The 15,623-nt window shown below is 61.2% G+C and carries 9 protein-coding genes and 1 tRNA gene; 3 read left to right on the plus strand and 7 right to left on the minus strand.

What is annotated here, in order from left to right; translation table 11 throughout:
- Window positions 1-148: 148 nt before the first annotated feature.
- Window positions 149-222, plus strand: a tRNA-Gly gene (locus C8C95_RS21955).
- Between the two features lie 73 nt (window positions 223-295).
- Here C8C95_RS21955 and C8C95_RS21960 read toward each other — a convergent pair.
- Complete coding sequence (locus C8C95_RS21960) at window positions 296-2,236, minus strand: Cache 3/Cache 2 fusion domain-containing protein (RefSeq protein WP_279323250.1); 1,941 nt, start codon at window positions 2,234-2,236, stop codon at window positions 296-298.
- 286 nt (window positions 2,237-2,522) lie between these two features.
- Window positions 2,523-3,431 carry a pseudouridine synthase gene (locus tag C8C95_RS21965; protein WP_116749989.1) on the minus strand — a complete coding sequence of 303 codons (909 nt, stop codon included), beginning with the start codon at window positions 3,429-3,431 and terminating at the stop codon, window positions 2,523-2,525.
- 332 nt (window positions 3,432-3,763) lie between these two features.
- Here C8C95_RS21965 and C8C95_RS21970 point away from each other — a divergent pair, with 332 nt between their 5' ends.
- Window positions 3,764-5,818 carry an AsmA family protein gene (locus tag C8C95_RS21970; protein WP_243415752.1) on the plus strand — a complete coding sequence of 685 codons (2,055 nt, stop codon included), beginning with the start codon at window positions 3,764-3,766 and terminating at the stop codon, window positions 5,816-5,818.
- 111 nt (window positions 5,819-5,929) lie between these two features.
- On the opposite strand, the gene clpA is transcribed toward C8C95_RS21970, so the two are convergent.
- The 3 genes from clpA to dnaE form a co-directional block, all read right to left on the minus strand.
- A complete protein-coding gene (gene clpA, locus C8C95_RS21975) occupies window positions 5,930-8,278 on the minus strand; it encodes an ATP-dependent Clp protease ATP-binding subunit ClpA (protein ID WP_056063359.1) in 2,349 nt (782 codons plus the stop codon).
- A 57-nt stretch (window positions 8,279-8,335) separates the two neighbouring features.
- Window positions 8,336-8,704 (minus strand): ATP-dependent Clp protease adapter ClpS, encoded by a 369-nt coding sequence (gene clpS, locus C8C95_RS21980; RefSeq protein WP_015013909.1) that lies wholly within the window; start codon window positions 8,702-8,704, stop codon window positions 8,336-8,338.
- 97 nt (window positions 8,705-8,801) lie between these two features.
- Window positions 8,802-12,335, minus strand: coding sequence for a DNA polymerase III subunit alpha (gene dnaE, locus C8C95_RS21985; RefSeq protein ID WP_116749991.1), 3,534 nt, complete (start codon window positions 12,333-12,335; stop codon window positions 8,802-8,804).
- 209 nt (window positions 12,336-12,544) lie between these two features.
- Here dnaE and C8C95_RS21990 point away from each other — a divergent pair, with 209 nt between their 5' ends.
- Complete coding sequence (locus C8C95_RS21990) at window positions 12,545-13,342, plus strand: outer membrane protein assembly factor BamD (protein ID WP_056744462.1); 798 nt, start codon at window positions 12,545-12,547, stop codon at window positions 13,340-13,342.
- Here the strand turns inward: C8C95_RS21990 and C8C95_RS21995 are convergent.
- A complete protein-coding gene (locus C8C95_RS21995) occupies window positions 13,305-15,377 on the minus strand; it encodes an ATP-dependent DNA helicase (RefSeq protein WP_116749992.1) in 2,073 nt (690 codons plus the stop codon). The genes C8C95_RS21990 and C8C95_RS21995 overlap by 38 nt on opposite strands.
- A complete protein-coding gene (locus C8C95_RS22000) occupies window positions 15,377-15,580 on the minus strand; it encodes a YdcH family protein (protein WP_108499247.1) in 204 nt (67 codons plus the stop codon). Before C8C95_RS22000 ends, C8C95_RS21995 begins: the two co-directional genes overlap by 1 nt.
- Between the last annotated feature and the right edge of the window lie 43 nt (window positions 15,581-15,623).

Below are 15,623 nucleotides of genomic sequence, written 5' to 3' on the forward strand. Positions count from 1 at the left end.
GTGCCTGTGCAGTGCAGCAGGTGGAAGGAATTTAGAGCCCGACGCGATCACACCCAACCAACATGTTCGGCTATGGATATGCGTTTTGCACGCTTGCACAAAGCGCTTGCAAGACACCTAGCGGATGCTGCCTATAATCCGGAGCGTCGCGGGTGTAGTTCAATGGTAGAACGGCAGCTTCCCAAGCTTCATACGAGGGTTCGATTCCCTTCACCCGCTCCAAATCAATAAAACCTGCCAGGCAGCAATGCCTGGCAGGTTTTTTCATGGGCTGATGTCTTTCTGTCGATGCTCTCTAGCCGCCGAGCTTTGGCACGGCACGGTCCGATGCGGGCACATGCATACGCGCCGTTGTTGCATCCTGGCCCAGGTTGAACCGCGCAATGGCCTCAACCATCTGCTGCGCCTGCGTGCGCAGGCTGCTTGCAGCCGCAGCCATTTCCTCCACCAGCGCCGCATTCTGCTGCGTGGTCTGGTCGAGCTGTGTGACAGCCTCACCCACCTGGCCAACTCCGGCGGTCTGCTCGTTACTGGCCGCGCTGATTTCAGAGACCATGTCGGCCACGCGCTGGATAGAGCTGACGACTTCCTGCATCGTGGTGCCCGCCTGATCGGCCAGCACCGAGCCCTGTTGCACCATGGCGCTGCTGGCGCCAATCAGCTCCTTGATGGCCTTGGCTTCGGCTGCCGTGCGCTGGGCCAGGTTGCGCACCTCGGCAGCCACCACCGCGAAGCCGCGACCTTGTTCACCCGCGCGTGCCGCCTCGACCGCCGCGTTGAGCGCCAGGATGTTGGTCTGAAAGGCAATGCCGTCGATCACACCAATGATGTCGGCGATCCTCTGGCTGCTGTTGTTGATGTCCTGCATCGTGCGGACCACTTTGGACACCACCTCACCACCCTGCTGGGCAACCCGGCTGGCCCCCACGGCCAGTTGGTTGGCTTGGCTTGCGCTGTCGGCGTTGTGGCGTATGGTGGCGCCCAGTTGCTCCATGCTGGCCGCCGTCTGCTCCAACGCACTGGCTTGACTTTCGGTACGCCCCGACAGGTCCTGGTTACCCTGTGCAATCTCCGTACTGGCAGCAGATACGCTGTCGGCACTGGTACGCACCGTGCCCAAACTTTCCACCAACCGGATGCGAAAGCCTTCCATGGCCTGGGCCAGAGAGCCGATTTCATCGCGCGAGCGGACGGACACCGCGTGCGTGAGATCCCCCTGCGCCAGATAGCCAAGGGCTGTGCTTAGCTGCTGCACGGGGGCACCCACCAGTCTGCGCGTAGCCACCAACAGCACCACAGTGAGCAAAGCGAGTGCCACCGCCACACCCAGCCAAAGCCAGGTGAGCACGCCGCGCGCCTCACTCATCATCTCTGTCAAAGGTGCCTCGGCAACGATGGCCCAGCTCCAGGGTTTGTAGTGCTCAACCGCCACGTAGCGGGTGGCGGTATCACTCTCACCGCTGCGACGGGGCGACCAACCGGACTCCAGATCGCCAGAGGACTGGACCGCAGCCAACGACGCCAGCCAAGCCTTGGCGTTGTCGTCCTTGTCATCCAACTTCAGGGACTTGCCAGCGCCGGGCAACCCGAAAACACTGCCCCGTGCGGGGCCCGATGAGAGATTGACGGCATACACAGCACCCGAGGTAAACAATTTTTGTCCCGCCATCACGGTGTCGAGCTTGCCCAGAATGGCACCCATGTCGGAGCCAATGAACAGGATGCCGATGGTGCGAGTCCCGTCGCGGATGGGCTCATACACGGTCATGTACTCACGGCCAAACAGGCTGGCACGGCCGATATAGGTTTTGCCCTCATTCATGAGGGCATAGGCCGGGTGCTTACGGTCCAGCAGGGTCTTGTAAGCACGCTCACCATCCTGCTTTTTGAGGGATGTGGTCACACGAATGAAATCGTCGCCGGTGCGCGCGAAAATCGTGGCCACGGCTCCCGTGCTGTCCTTTGAGAATCGGTCCACCACTTCAAAGTCGCCGTTGACGGAGGCCCCCTGGAAAGACAGCACAGCCTCGGGCTTTCCATCGGCCCCAGGCGACTCTGCCACGGTGAATTGACCTGGGAAATTCGCCTTGAACAGGGTGAAGTCGCGCTTGGCCTGCTCTTGTGCCGTTTCATCAAAGGTCTGGACCAAAGTGCGTACCTGGGCGGCGTATTGCATGGCATCACCACGCGCGAGGCGACCAAAGTCTTGCCAGAGCAGGGTACTGACGATGCCCATCGTGGCCAACAAAACCGCCAACAGACTGAGCAAAGCCGTCAAGGACAGCTTGAAGGCGACGGAATGGCGGGAGCTTGAGGGAATCATCTGGTGCTTTTTGGTAATTTATGCATCGACGTGCATACGGAGAACCAAAGTACCCGATCTCGCGCAAAAACAAAACCATCACCAGTGCAATGGCCTTTCCAAGCATAGGGAAAACCCTTGAAAAAATTCACCACCACAACAACCCGCTGCTGCAGACACAGAAGTGGTCATGCAGGTCTGCGTCGAGGTCCCAGCGTGTTCAAGGCAGGCTCAGCGCCTGTCTGCTTTCAAAAACCCTTTGCACCCCAGTGACGGGATCCACAAACTCAAGAGACCGCGCCAACAGCTGCAGAGGCCGCGAGTAGTCGCCTTCGGGCGGGTCGTTGACGACGGGATAAAAAGGGTCGTTGCGCAGTGGCAGCCCCAGGGCCGCCATATGCACGCGCAACTGGTGGCGCTTGCCAGTGACGGGCGACAGCAGGTACCGAGCCCAGTCGCCTGCGACCTCTAGCACCTGGATATGGGTGTAGCTATTGGGCTCGCCCGACACCTCCTGCATACGAAAGAACTGCGGACTCTCCTCCAACCGGCTGCGGTGGTCACGCGGGAAGGTCAGGTCGGCGCGCCACGGTGCAACGGCCTCGTAATGCTTGATGATCTGCCGATCGCGGAACAGCGCCTGATACGACCCGCGCGTTGCCTGATGCACTGACAGCATCACCAACCCCGCCGTATCGCGGTCAATGCGGTGCAATGGCGAAAGCTCGGGCAGCCCCAACCGGCGTTTGAGGCGTACCAGCAAGGTGTTATGCAGATACCGGCCTGAGGGCGTTACCGGCATGAAGTGCGGCTTATCTGCCACCACCAGATGCTCGTCCTGATACACCACCGCTTCACTGAACGGCAAGGCGGGCTCGGCCGGAAGGCTGCGATAGTAGTAAAGGCGCAGCCCTCCCTCAAAAGCCCGATCAGGCAACACGGCCTGCCCGCGTTCATCCACCACGACACCCGCCTCCATGCGCTCGTGCCACCCTTCACGGGACACGGCCGGCAGCCGCTCTGTCAAAAAATCCAGCATGCTGCCGTGCCCTCGCACTGGCAGTACCACGCAGCTGGGGCTCACCCCATCGCGCACGGGCAATACATGGGGATGGCGAGGGTTGTGCATGGCCTGCAAATTCTAGGGGGTTGGTCGGCGTCAAGATACGCCAGTCCCGACCGGGGATAGCGCTTCACCCGCGCATACAGGTGGAGCACAAAGCCCATGCAGAGCAGCGCTGTAGGACAAGCACGCCAAAAGGCCTATCGGCCAACGCAATCGACGCAAATTTGCGTTCTGCGGGCTAGCATGGGTGCTCTATGACAAGACCCCAAACGGACCAGCACACCACATCTGCACGCGCAACGGCGACGGCAATGGCACCAGCTGGAGTGACTTCAACGCCTCGCCCGAGGCAGGGCCATAGCAGGGTCCGCATTGCCTGTGGCGTAGCGGGAGGCATGGTAGGACTGCTGCTGATAGGCGCTGTGGCGCTGAGCCAGTGGGATTGGAACCACTTCAAACCCTGGATCAACCAAACCCTCAGCGAGGCAGCCGGACGACAGTTTGCGGTGGAGGGCAATCTATCGGCATCCTGGCACTGGCCACAGCCCCTTGAAGAAGGGTGGCACCGCTGGGTTCCCGGCATCACTGTGCAGGGAACCCAGCTGGTTCTGCAAGACCCGCCAGGATTTGCCCGTCCTGGCAAAGCCGCAACGCCCCAAACCACGGCACGCGCCGAGATGGCGCGCGCATCGCTCAAGCTTTGGCCACTACTGGCGAGGCAAGTGGTCATTGATACCCTGGAGCTGTCTGGCCCGGACATCTCCCTCGCCCGCCTGCGCGACGGCAGCAACAATTGGACGCTGCTCCCAAAGAGGGATCCCGACGACGCCACGCCGCGCTGGGCGTTCAGCATTCATCAGCTAGCGGTCCGCGGGGGGCATTTGGCATATAACGACGCCAAGCAAGACCTTGATCTGACCGCCCGCGTCGACACTCTGAGCGAAGGGCAGACAGTCGTTGCATCGGGGAATGCTGCATCGCCTGCGTCTGGCACGGCGAGTGCCTCTAGCACCCCAGTTTATGGCGTGCGCTTCGACCTCAAGGGCACGCTGGGCAAGGCGCGTATCGAGGGTCAGGGTCAGGCCGGCTCTGTGCTCTCGCTGCGCGACAAAGAGGTGAACTACCCCCTGCAATTCACCGCCAAGGCGGGCAGCGTAGAAACGGCCGTTCGGGGCGTTCTGGCAAACCCGGGTGCGCTGTCAGGGATGGATTTCCAAGTCATGCTCAAAGGCGCCAGCATGGCAGACCTGTATGCACTCACGGGTCTTGTCCTGCCCAATACGCCCGCATTTCAAACCCAGGGACGATTGCAGGGCAGTCTGCAACCAGGCCGTGCTGTATGGGACTACCGTGACTTCACTGGTACGGTAGGCCAGAGCGATCTGCACGGCAATCTGCGCTTCGTGTCGGCTGCGCCACGCGGCAAACTTTCAGGCGCCATCACATCCAATCAGTTGCGCCTGGTGGACCTGGGACCAGTGCTCGGTACAGCCACCACGGCGACTGCCCAGCCTGGCCGCAATGGCAAGGTACTGCCCAACGCTGCGTTTGCCACCGATCGCTGGAGCACCATGGATATGGATCTCAAGTTCGCGGGGCAGCGTGTGATCCGACCCAACAGCCTGCCGCTGGAGGACCTTAGCGTGCATGCCGTATTGGACGATGCCGTGCTGCGCCTGGAACCCTTGCATTTTGGTGTGGCCAAAGGCCAGATTGAATCCAAACTGGTGCTGGACAGCCGCAAACGACCGCTGACGGTACACATGGACACCCGCGTGCAAAACCTGCGGCTCGCTGCGCTGTTTCCCGAGGTGGAACTGACCCAAAAAAGCCTGGGGCGACTCGATGGCGCCATGGCGCTGAATGGCCAGGGGAATTCCGTAGCGCAGTGGCTTGGCAGCAGCAGCGGCGAGGCCCGCCTGTATGTGCGCGATGGCACTCTGAGCCGCGAACTACTGGACCGCGCTGCACTCAACGTGGGCAGCATCGTGGTGGGCAAACTGTTTGGCGACAACAAAGAAGTGCAACTGCGTTGCGCGGTGGCAGATCTGTCGGTGCGCGAAGGCCTTGCCACGGTCCGCACCGCCAAGCTGAGCACCAACGAGGCGGTGGTGGATGTCACGGGCACCATCGACATGGCGGAGGAACGCCTGAACCTGAGCGTGAAACCAGCGTCGCTGGAGTGGAAGTTCTTCTCGCTGCGCACTCCGCTGTACGTGCGCGGCACGCTGGGCAAACCCGATGTGGGCGCAGAACCAGGCCCCCTGCTGTTGCGCGCCGGGGCAGCCATTGCCGCTGCGGTGGCCGCGCCTGCCGCCTTGGCATTGTTACCTGTAACGGTACCCGGAGCTGACGACGACGCGCAGTGTGCGCCCTTGCTTGCTCAAGCTACACAACCGGTCAAGGCAGGGCGCGCTGGCGCGCCGGTCGCGCGCACGCCATCACGCTAAAAAACAGTTCAACACCGCCTCTGCGGGTGTGTGGGCCCCAGCGGCCATCGCCAATGAAAAAGCCCACGGCGTGAACCGTGGGCTTTTCGTGGATCTGCGAGGAACCCGAGGTCAGTCGGCCGTCGCCTCTTCAGGCTCTGCAGGCTCGGACTTCGCCGAACGCTCCTTCTTCGGCAAAGGCTGGATATCCAGCAGCACGTCGGGTGTTTCCACACCCTTGTCGTCCTTCTTCATGTCGATATCCACGGTCAAGCGTCCGCCTTCGGTCAGGCGGCCAAACAGCAACTCGTCGGCCAAGGCGCGTCGGATGGTGTCCTGGATCAGGCGCTGCATAGGGCGTGCGCCCATCAGCGGATCGAACCCCTTCTTGGCCAGGTGCTTGCGCAGGGCATCGGTGAAGGTGACCTCCACCTTCTTCTCGGCCAACTGCGTCTCCAGCTGCAGCAGGAACTTGTCCACCACGCGCAGGATGATCTGTTCATCGAGTGCCTTGAAGTTGACGATGGCATCCAGCCGGTTGCGGAACTCAGGCGTGAACAGGCGCTTGATATCACCCATTTCATCGCCCGCCTGCCGCGGGTTGGTAAAGCCAATAGTCGCCTTGTTCATGGTCTCGGCGCCGGCGTTCGTGGTCATGATGATGAGCACGTTACGGAAGTCGGCCTTGCGACCGTTGTTATCCGTCAGAGTGCCGTGGTCCATGACCTGCAGCAGCACGTTGAAGATGTCCGGATGTGCTTTCTCGATCTCATCGAGCAGCAGCACCGCGTGCGGCTTCTTCGTGATGGCTTCCGTCAGCAGACCACCTTGGTCGAAACCGACATAACCTGGAGGCGCGCCAATCAGGCGGCTCACGGCATGGCGCTCCATGTACTCGGACATGTCAAAACGGATCAGCTCGATGCCCATGATGTAGGCAAGCTGCTTGGCCGCTTCGGTCTTGCCGACGCCGGTGGGACCGCTGAACAGGAACGAGCCGATCGGCTTGTCGCCCTTGCCCAGGCCAGAACGCGCCATCTTGACGGCACTGGCAAGCACTTCCAATGCCTTGTCCTGGCCGAACACCACGCTTTTCAGGTCACGTTCCAGGGTCTGCAACTTGCCGCGGTCGTCATTGGACACGTTGGCAGGCGGAATGCGCGCGATCTTGGCCACGATCTCTTCGATCTCGGCCTTACCGATGGTCTTCTTGCGCTTGCTCGGCACCATGATGCGCTGGGCCGCACCGGCTTCATCGATGACGTCGATTGCCTTGTCGGGCAGGTGGCGGTCGTTGATGTACTTGGCGCTCAGTTCTGCCGCAGCCTGCAGGGCAGCTGCAGCGTACTTCACGCTGTGATGCTCTTCAAAACGAGACTTCAGCCCCTTCAGGATGTCGATGGTTTCGGCCACGCTGGGCTCCACCACGTCCACCTTTTGGAAGCGGCGCGACAAGGCAGCATCCTTTTCGAAGATCCCCCGGTACTCCGTGAAAGTGGTCGCACCGATGCACTTGAGCTGGCCGCTGGACAGCGCCGGCTTCAGCAGATTGGAAGCATCGAGCGTGCCGCCCGAGGCCGCACCCGCACCGATCAAGGTGTGGATCTCGTCGATGAAAAGGATGGCGTTGGGCTTATCTTTGAGCGACTTGAGCACGCCCTTGAGGCGCTGCTCGAAGTCGCCACGGTACTTGGTGCCCGCAAGCAGAGCACCCATGTCCAGGGAGTACACCGTTGCCTCAGCCAGGATCTCGGGCACATCGTTTTGCGTGATCCGCCAAGCCAGGCCCTCGGCAATCGCAGTCTTGCCCACCCCTGCCTCGCCCACCAGCAGAGGATTGTTTTTGCGGCGACGGCACAGAATCTGGATCGTGCGCTCGACCTCGTAATGGCGGCCGATCAATGGATCGATCTTGCCATCCTTGGCGGCCTGGTTCAGGTTCTGGGTGAATTGCTCCAGCGGCGACGCCTTTTCGTTACGCTCGCCACCTCCGCCCTCTTCGCCCTCGGCCTGATTCTCGGCCTTAGCAGGCTCGGGCGGCTCGCCCTTCTTGATACCGTGGGCGATGAAATTCACCACATCCAGACGCGTGACACCTTGCTGGTGCAGGTAGTACACGGCGTGCGAATCCTTTTCGCCAAAAATTGCCACGAGCACATTGGCACCCGTCACCTCTTTCTTGCCGTTGCCCGTGGACTGCACGTGCATGATGGCGCGCTGGATCACGCGCTGGAATCCCAGCGTAGGCTGGGTGTCCACCTCGTCGGTACCTGCGACCTGGGGGGTGTTGTCTTTGATGAAATTCGCCAGCGATGAACGCAGATCATCGATATTGGCCGAACATGCGCGCAGCACCTCCGCTGCGCTGGGGTTATCGAGCAATGCAAGCAACAGATGCTCCACGGTGATGAACTCGTGGCGCTGCTGACGGGCCTCAACAAAGGCCATGTGCAAGCTGACTTCCAGTTCCTGGGCAATCATGTGAACTCCTTTGTGCTTGCGTGGAAGGGATAACTTTAGATCGGGACAAAAGACCTGTTATTCAACAGGCTCACTGACACATTGCAGTGGGTGGCCCGCCTTGAGGGCGGCGTCAAGCACTTGCTCTACCTTGGTGGCTGCCACATCGCGCGAATAAACGCCGCAGACGCCTTTGCCATCGAGGTGGATCTTCAACATGATCTGGGTGGCAGTTTCGCGGTCTTTACTGAAAAACTCCTGCAGAACCACGATGACGAACTCCATGGGCGTGTAGTCGTCGTTCAGCATGACCACCTGGTACATCTGCGGCGGCTGGGTCTTTTGGGTGCGCCTCTCGAGCACGACCGAACCGCCATCATCCCGCGCAGGCCGGGTCACGGGCGGCGCGGTGGGGGGTGAAGGTGGTTTTGTTGCCATGAAAATCATTCTAGCGACCCGAACAGGGTGCCGCTGCAGGACAAGCTGGTTGTTGACCAGGTATTTTTCAACCCACGGCTTACAGAAACTTCTGCAGGGAACTCAATCACTCGTACACCACATTGGCGGCACCGGCCCCCACTTGGGCGGTCCATGCCGCCAATGCAGCATCGCTGGGATAGAAACGCGCGTTTTCACCCAGTTGCAACTCTGCCACTGCGGCAGCATCGTCCGACTGGCAGCGCACGCCCATGCGCACGCGCAACCCGTGCACCAACTCCCCTTCGGCGACCTCTTCGCGCAACGGCGGAAACTCGCGCACCAAGCGCGGCACATCTGGCGCCTTATCACCCACGGTCACATGCAGGTATTTGCCAAACCGGCAGCGCGCGCCCGCCAGGTCCCACACCTGCTGCACCTTGACGCGCAGACCGCCACTGAAGTGGTCCAGCTGCAGCCGGCCCATCATCACTACAAACTCATCTTCCTTGAGCTGATTGCGGTAGGTATTGAGCAACGCCTCATCGGCAGAAGCCTCAATCACAGCGGATTTGTCGTCCAGCTTGAAGAGTCCCAGCCTCCCGCGTTGCCCGTTGATGACCCGAAAGTCGCTGATGATGCCGGCGAGTATCTGGGGCTCACGGCTGTCAAGCAGCTCATCGATCTGGGTGCGCACAAAGCGGCGCACCTCGGTGGCCACTTCATCAAAAAGATGGCCAGACAGGTAGAACCCGACGGCGGTTTTCTCCAGCGTAAGCCGCTCCTTGATACCCCAGGGCGTTGCGTCCACCAGATCGGGCTCCTGGGTACTGGAGCCATGGGCATCGTCACCCATCATGTCAAACAAGCCGCCCTGGTTGACGTTGGCCAGCGTTGCGGCGGCAAAGTCAAAGGCCCGATCAATAGAGGCCACCAGGGCCGCCCGGTTGAGATGGATCGAATCAAAGGCACCCGCCTTGATCAGGGCCTCGACTGTGCGCTTGTTCATGCGGGCCTTGTCCACTCGCACGCAGAAGTCAAACAGACTTTTGAAGGGCCCTTTGGTCGAACCCTGGGGGCCTTCACCGCGCCCTTCACGGGCCGCGACGATCGCTTCGATCGCCTGCTGTCCAGTGCCTTTCACCGCCCCCAGACCGTAACGGATGATCTTGTCGGTGACTGGTTCAAACCGATAAAAGCCCCGATTCACGTCCGGCGGCTCGAACGACAGCCCCATCTTGTGTGCATCCTCGAACAGCACCTTGAGCTTGTCGGTGTCGTCCATTTCCACGGTCATGTTGGCGCAGAAAAACTCGGCCGTGTAGTGCACCTTGAGCCAGCCAGTGTGGTACGCCAGCAGGGAGTAAGCAGCCGCGTGTGACTTGTTGAAGCCATAGCCCGCGAACTTCTCCATCAGGTCGAACACCTCGTCGGCCTTCTCCTGGCTGATGCCTTTCTCCGCTGCACCCTTGCGGAAAATGGCGCGGTGTTCGGCCATTTCCTCGGCCTTCTTTTTCCCCATGGCACGCCGAAGCATGTCGGCGCCGCCCAAGCTATATCCGCCCAGCACCTGGGCGGTCTGCATCACCTGCTCCTGGTACACCATGATGCCGTAGGTCTCGGCCAGCACCGGCTCTACCAGCGGGTGGGGGTAGATGACCTCTTCCTTGCCATGTTTGCGGTTCACAAAGCTGGGAATCAGGTCCATAGGCCCCGGTCGGTACAACGCATTCAAGGCAATGAGGTCTTCCAGCCGACTGGGGCGCGCCTCTTTCAACATACCCTGCATGCCGCGGCTTTCAAACTGGAACACTGCTTCGGTCTTACCCTCAGAGAACAGCCGATAAGTGGGCCCGTCGTCGAGGGGAATATTCTCGAACGCAAAATTCTCCTGGCCCTTGTGCCGCTTCATGATGAACTCGCGCGCAATTTCCAGAATGGTGAGCGTGGCAAGCCCCAAGAAGTCGAACTTCACCAAGCCGATGGCTTCCACGTCGTCCTTGTCATACTGGCTCACGGCGGATTCGCTGCCCGGCTGCTGGTACAGCGGACAAAAATCGGTGAGCTTGCCAGGCGCGATCAGAACGCCACCGGCATGCATGCCGATGTTCCGTGTCATGCCCTCAAGCTTTTGTGCCATCTCGATGACGGTCTTGACGTCTTCTTCCTTGCGCACGCGCTCGTAGAGCATGGGCTCCAGTTCCAGCGCATAGTTGTTCTTGTCGCCGTCCTTTTTCACCTCAGGCGGATAGGCCAGGGTGTAGGACATGCCCGGCTTGCCTGGCACCAGCTTGGAGATGCCATCACAAAATGTGTAGCTCATGTCCATGACCCGGCCCACGTCGCGGATGGCCGCCTTGGCCGCCATCGTGCCGAAGGTAGCGATCTGGCTCACGGCGTTCTTGCCGTACTTGTCCTTGACGTAGTCAATCACCCGGTCGCGGTTGGATTGGCAAAAGTCAATGTCGAAGTCGGGCATCGACACGCGCTCCGGGTTCAAGAATCGCTCGAACAGCAAGTTGTATTGCAGCGGGTCCAGGTCAGTGATCTTTAGCGCATAAGCGACCAGCGAACCGGCGCCGGAGCCACGGCCGGGCCCCACTGGGCAGCCGTTCTGCTTCGCCCACTGGATGAAATCACCCACGATCAGAAAGTAGCCCGGGAACCCCATCTTGAGGATGGTGCCCAGCTCGAACTCCAGGCGCTCGACATAGCGCGGGCGCTCCTTGTCCCTTTCAGCTTCGTTAGGAAAAAGATGTTTCAGGCGCTCCTCCAGCCCTTCAAACGACGCGTAGCGGAAATACTCGTCGATGGGCATGCCGTTGGGCGTCGGAAAATCCGGGAGCTGCGGCTTGCCCAGCACCAGGGTCAGGTTGCAGCGTTGTGCAATCTCGACCGTATTGGCGATGGCCGATGGCAGGTCGGCAAACAAGGCCTCCATCTCCGCCGAGGACTTGAAATACTGGTCGCGGGTGAACTTGCGGACACGACGCGGGTTTGCCAGGATTTCCCCCTCGGCGATACAGATTCGCGCCTCGTGGGCCTCGTAATCATCGGGCTCGGCAAACTGAACGGGGTGGGTCGCCACCACCGGCAGGTTCAACCGGGCAGCAAGCTGAGCGGCTGCCACCACATGGGCTTCATCGTCGTTTCGGCCAGCCCGTTGCAGCTCGATGTAAAACCGGTGCGGAAAAATGCCCGCCAAGCGCAACGCAACGTCGGCGGCACCTGACTCATCCCCCTTCATCAGCGCTTGCCCTACCGGGCCCGCCTGCGCGCCAGACAGGGCAATCAATCCCTCTGACAGCTCTTCCAGCCAAGTCCAAGTGCTCAGCGCCAGGTTCTTGACGATATTGCGCGTCCAGGCCCGGGCCAGCAGCTCCGACAGATTCAGATACCCCTGGCGACTCTGCACCAGGAGGATAAGGCGCGATGGGACACCTCCCGCCTCGCCTTCAAGAAAGATTTCTGCACCCAAGATGGGCTTGACACCTTTACCTCGCGCTTCCTTGTAGAACTTGATCGCCCCGAAGAGGTTATTGAGATCGGTGATGGCCAGAGCGGGCTGGCCGTCCTTGGCGGCCGCTTTGGCCACCTCGTCGATGCGATTGGTACCGTCAACGACGGAGAACTCGGTGTGCAGGCGCAAATGAACAAACATGCAGGCATTGTAGAAACCCCTGCGACTCTCCAACAGGACTTGCGTCGGCAGCGCCTTGGCGCTGCTGGCGCCACCAGTACAATGCTTTTTCGTGCCCGAAATGGCGCCGAAGGCTTCCGTGACGAGTACGCCAAGCGCACTCCCCTATGACTGAACCCTCGGGCCATTCTTTGTGCACCTTTTTCCTTCTTTGCTGAAAGCTGCTTGCGATGCTGCGTGCCCCACTGCCCCTTGTTTCCGCCCTGCTGCTGGCTGGTTTGCTGGTTGGCTGCTCCAGCACCACAGTTGATAAAACGGCAGGCTGGAGTCCCAATCGCATCCACTCGGAAGCCCAGGACGAAATGAACAGCGGGGCGTATGACAAGGCCGTTCCTCTGCTGGAGAAACTGGAAGGCCGTGCGGCAGGCACGCCACTGGCACAGCAGGCCCAGATTGACAAAGCCTATGCCCACTACAAGGCGGGCGAAAAGGCGCAAGCCGTCGCAACGCTGGACCGCTTCATGAAGCTGCACCCTGCCAGCCCTGCATTGGACTATGCGCTGTACCTGAAGGGCCTGGTCAACTTCAACGACAACTTGGGTCTGTTCTCATTTATCTCGCGCCAGGATCTATCAGAGCGTGACCAAAAGGCGGCCAAAGACTCCTTTGAAGCATTCAGCGAACTGGTCACACGCTTTCCTGAGTCCCGTTATGCGCAGGACTCGCGCCAGCGCATGACCTACATCGTCAACTCGCTGGCCCAATACGAAGTGCATGTGGCGCGGTACTACTTCCAGCGTGGCGCCTATGTGGCTGCCATCAGTCGCGCGCAGGTCGCATTGGCAGACTACCAGGGCGTGCCCGCGCTGGAAGAGGCGTTGTACATCCTGATCCAGTCGTACGACGCGCTCGGAATGACCCAGCTGCGGGACGATGCACGCCGCGTGATGGACAAGTCCTACCCTCAAAGCGCCTATCTGAATGGCGGCGTCAAAGGCAAGTCGGATCCGTGGTGGAAGGTTTGGTAAGCGCCATCAGCGCAGACTGAAACTCTTCGGGCGATTCCAGCCTGCGCATGGGGGGCAAAGCCGCCAGCAAGCGCTTGCCATAACCCATCTTGATGAGGCGCGTGTCGCCCACCACCAAAATACCCCGATCCGCTTCATGCCGGATCAAACGCCCGGCACCTTGCTTGAGTGCCACCGCCGCCTCTGGCAGAGCGTAGGCAGTGAACGCTTTGCCACCGGCCATTTCGATGTGTTGGGTGCGCGCCTCCACCAATGGATCTCCCGGGGGCGGAAAAGGCAGCTTGTCGATAACCACCAGTTGCAGAGCATCGCCTGGCACATCAAACCCCTCCCAGAAGGACGCCGAAGCCACCAGCACACAACCCGGCCGCCCGTGCGATGCCCCCTCGCGAAAACGCTCCATCAGGCGCCGCTTGGGCCACTCGCCCTGCACCAGCACCTCCAACGTGCCTGAAGCCTGCCAACGTGCTTTGAGTGCGTCGCCAATGGTGCGCAAGGCCTTGAGCGTGGTGGTCAGCACCAGCGTGCGCCCGCCCAGCGGCTCGGCGGCCAGTGCGACCCAGTCAGCCACGCTACGGCTGTGGGACGGATCTGCAGGCGACGGCAACTGGCGCGGCACATACAAAGCCGCCTGTCGCGCATAGTCGAAGGGGCTGGCCACCCGAAGGATGCGAGCATCCGTGAGCCCAGCTCGTTCGGTGAACCAAGTCAACGCCTCGTCCGCACCGAGGGTCGCAGAGGTGAAAATCCACGCCCTGCCGGCGTTTGCGCCAGGCTCCTCGGGCCAAGCTTCGCCGTCCGAGGTTTCAGCGGGCGACGCCAGAATCCGGGTACGCATGGCGTCTGCAATGTCCAACGGGGACTCGATCAGGCGCAACTGGTTGCCCACATCGAGCCAACGCACCGCATCGGCCTGGCACGGGCCTGAAAACCTGGCCAGCCGGGCCAATAGTGCACTGCCCCGTTCGTACAGGCGCTCCAGATCGGGGGACATTTCGCTCACGGTGTCCAGGGCCTCCAGCGCCTGTGCACACGCCAAGGCCAGTGCGCGCAGCGCGGACTGCCATACGGCGCCCGAGACACCTTCGGGAGCCTCCTCCGTCCAGCGCAATCTGCCCCCTCCCGAAATGCCATTCTGTCCCTGGAAAGCAGCGGTGCCCACGACCAGACGGAGGTCCCGTGCAGACAACTCCAGAAGCTGCGCCAGGCCTGTCCAGTCAGCCAGACCGCGCGCATGCTGCAGCCCGGCTATCAAAAGGTCACGGGCAAAGTCCATCCATTGCCCCGTGGAAATCTGCGTACCCAAGAACTGCACGCCAGTCTCATTGATCTGGTGGGCCTCATCAAAAACGACCACACGCACCGTCGGCAGCAACTCGGCCATGCCTGACTCGCGTACCGCCACATCCGCAAAGAACAGATGGTGATTGATGACCACGATGTCCGCCGCCAACGCCTCGCGCCGCGCCCGATGAACATGGCATTCCCGAAAGCGCGGGCAGGAAGACCCCAGGCAGTTCTCACGCGTCGAGGTGACCAGGGGGATCACGGGCGATCGCTCGTCCAACCCTGTCAGCTCGGCCAGATCGCCGGATACGGTCTGGCGCGACCATTCCTCCACCTTGGCCAGCACGCGGGCGACGCCTCGGTCCAGGGCCTGAGCATCGTGCCGTGCCTGCTCCATGCGGTGCAGGCACAAGTAACTGGCGCGCCCCTTGAGCAGGGCCATGCGAACGGGCAGTCCCAGGATGTGCGCCAAGCGGGGCAGATCGCGGGCGAACAACTGGTCTTGCAAGGCCTTGGTGGCCGTAGACAACAGCACCCGCTCGCCACTCAGCAAGGCCGGCACTAGGTAGGCAAAGGTCTTGCCCACTCCGGTGCCTGCCTCCACCACCAGCGCCCCTCCCTCTGTAATGGCCTGGGCCACCGCAATGGCCATCTGGGTCTGACCGTCACGCGGTTGAAAATGCCCATCAGCCCTCGCCAGCACACCATCGGGGGCAAACACCTCGGGCACCATGGCCTCCAGTGACATCAGGCGGGCTCTTGCGGTTGAAGTTGCCGCTCCAGCCGCTCCATCGCGTCACGCAACACGAGTCGGCGCTTTTTGAGACGGCGCAGGGTAAGCTCGTCGGGTGCCGCTTCGGGCTTACACCGGTCGATGAGTGCGTCGAGATCGGCATGTTCCATGCGCAGCTCGATCAACTGACGGTGGGGAGAGTGCAGGCTGGGTTTCAAGGCAGGAGGCCGTGGGCATGGCAAAAATGCCACAGGCGGGCGG

This window comes from Acidovorax sp. 99 (genome assembly GCF_003096455.1).
GTDB classification, from domain to species: domain Bacteria; phylum Pseudomonadota; class Gammaproteobacteria; order Burkholderiales; family Burkholderiaceae_C; genus Acidovorax; species Acidovorax delafieldii.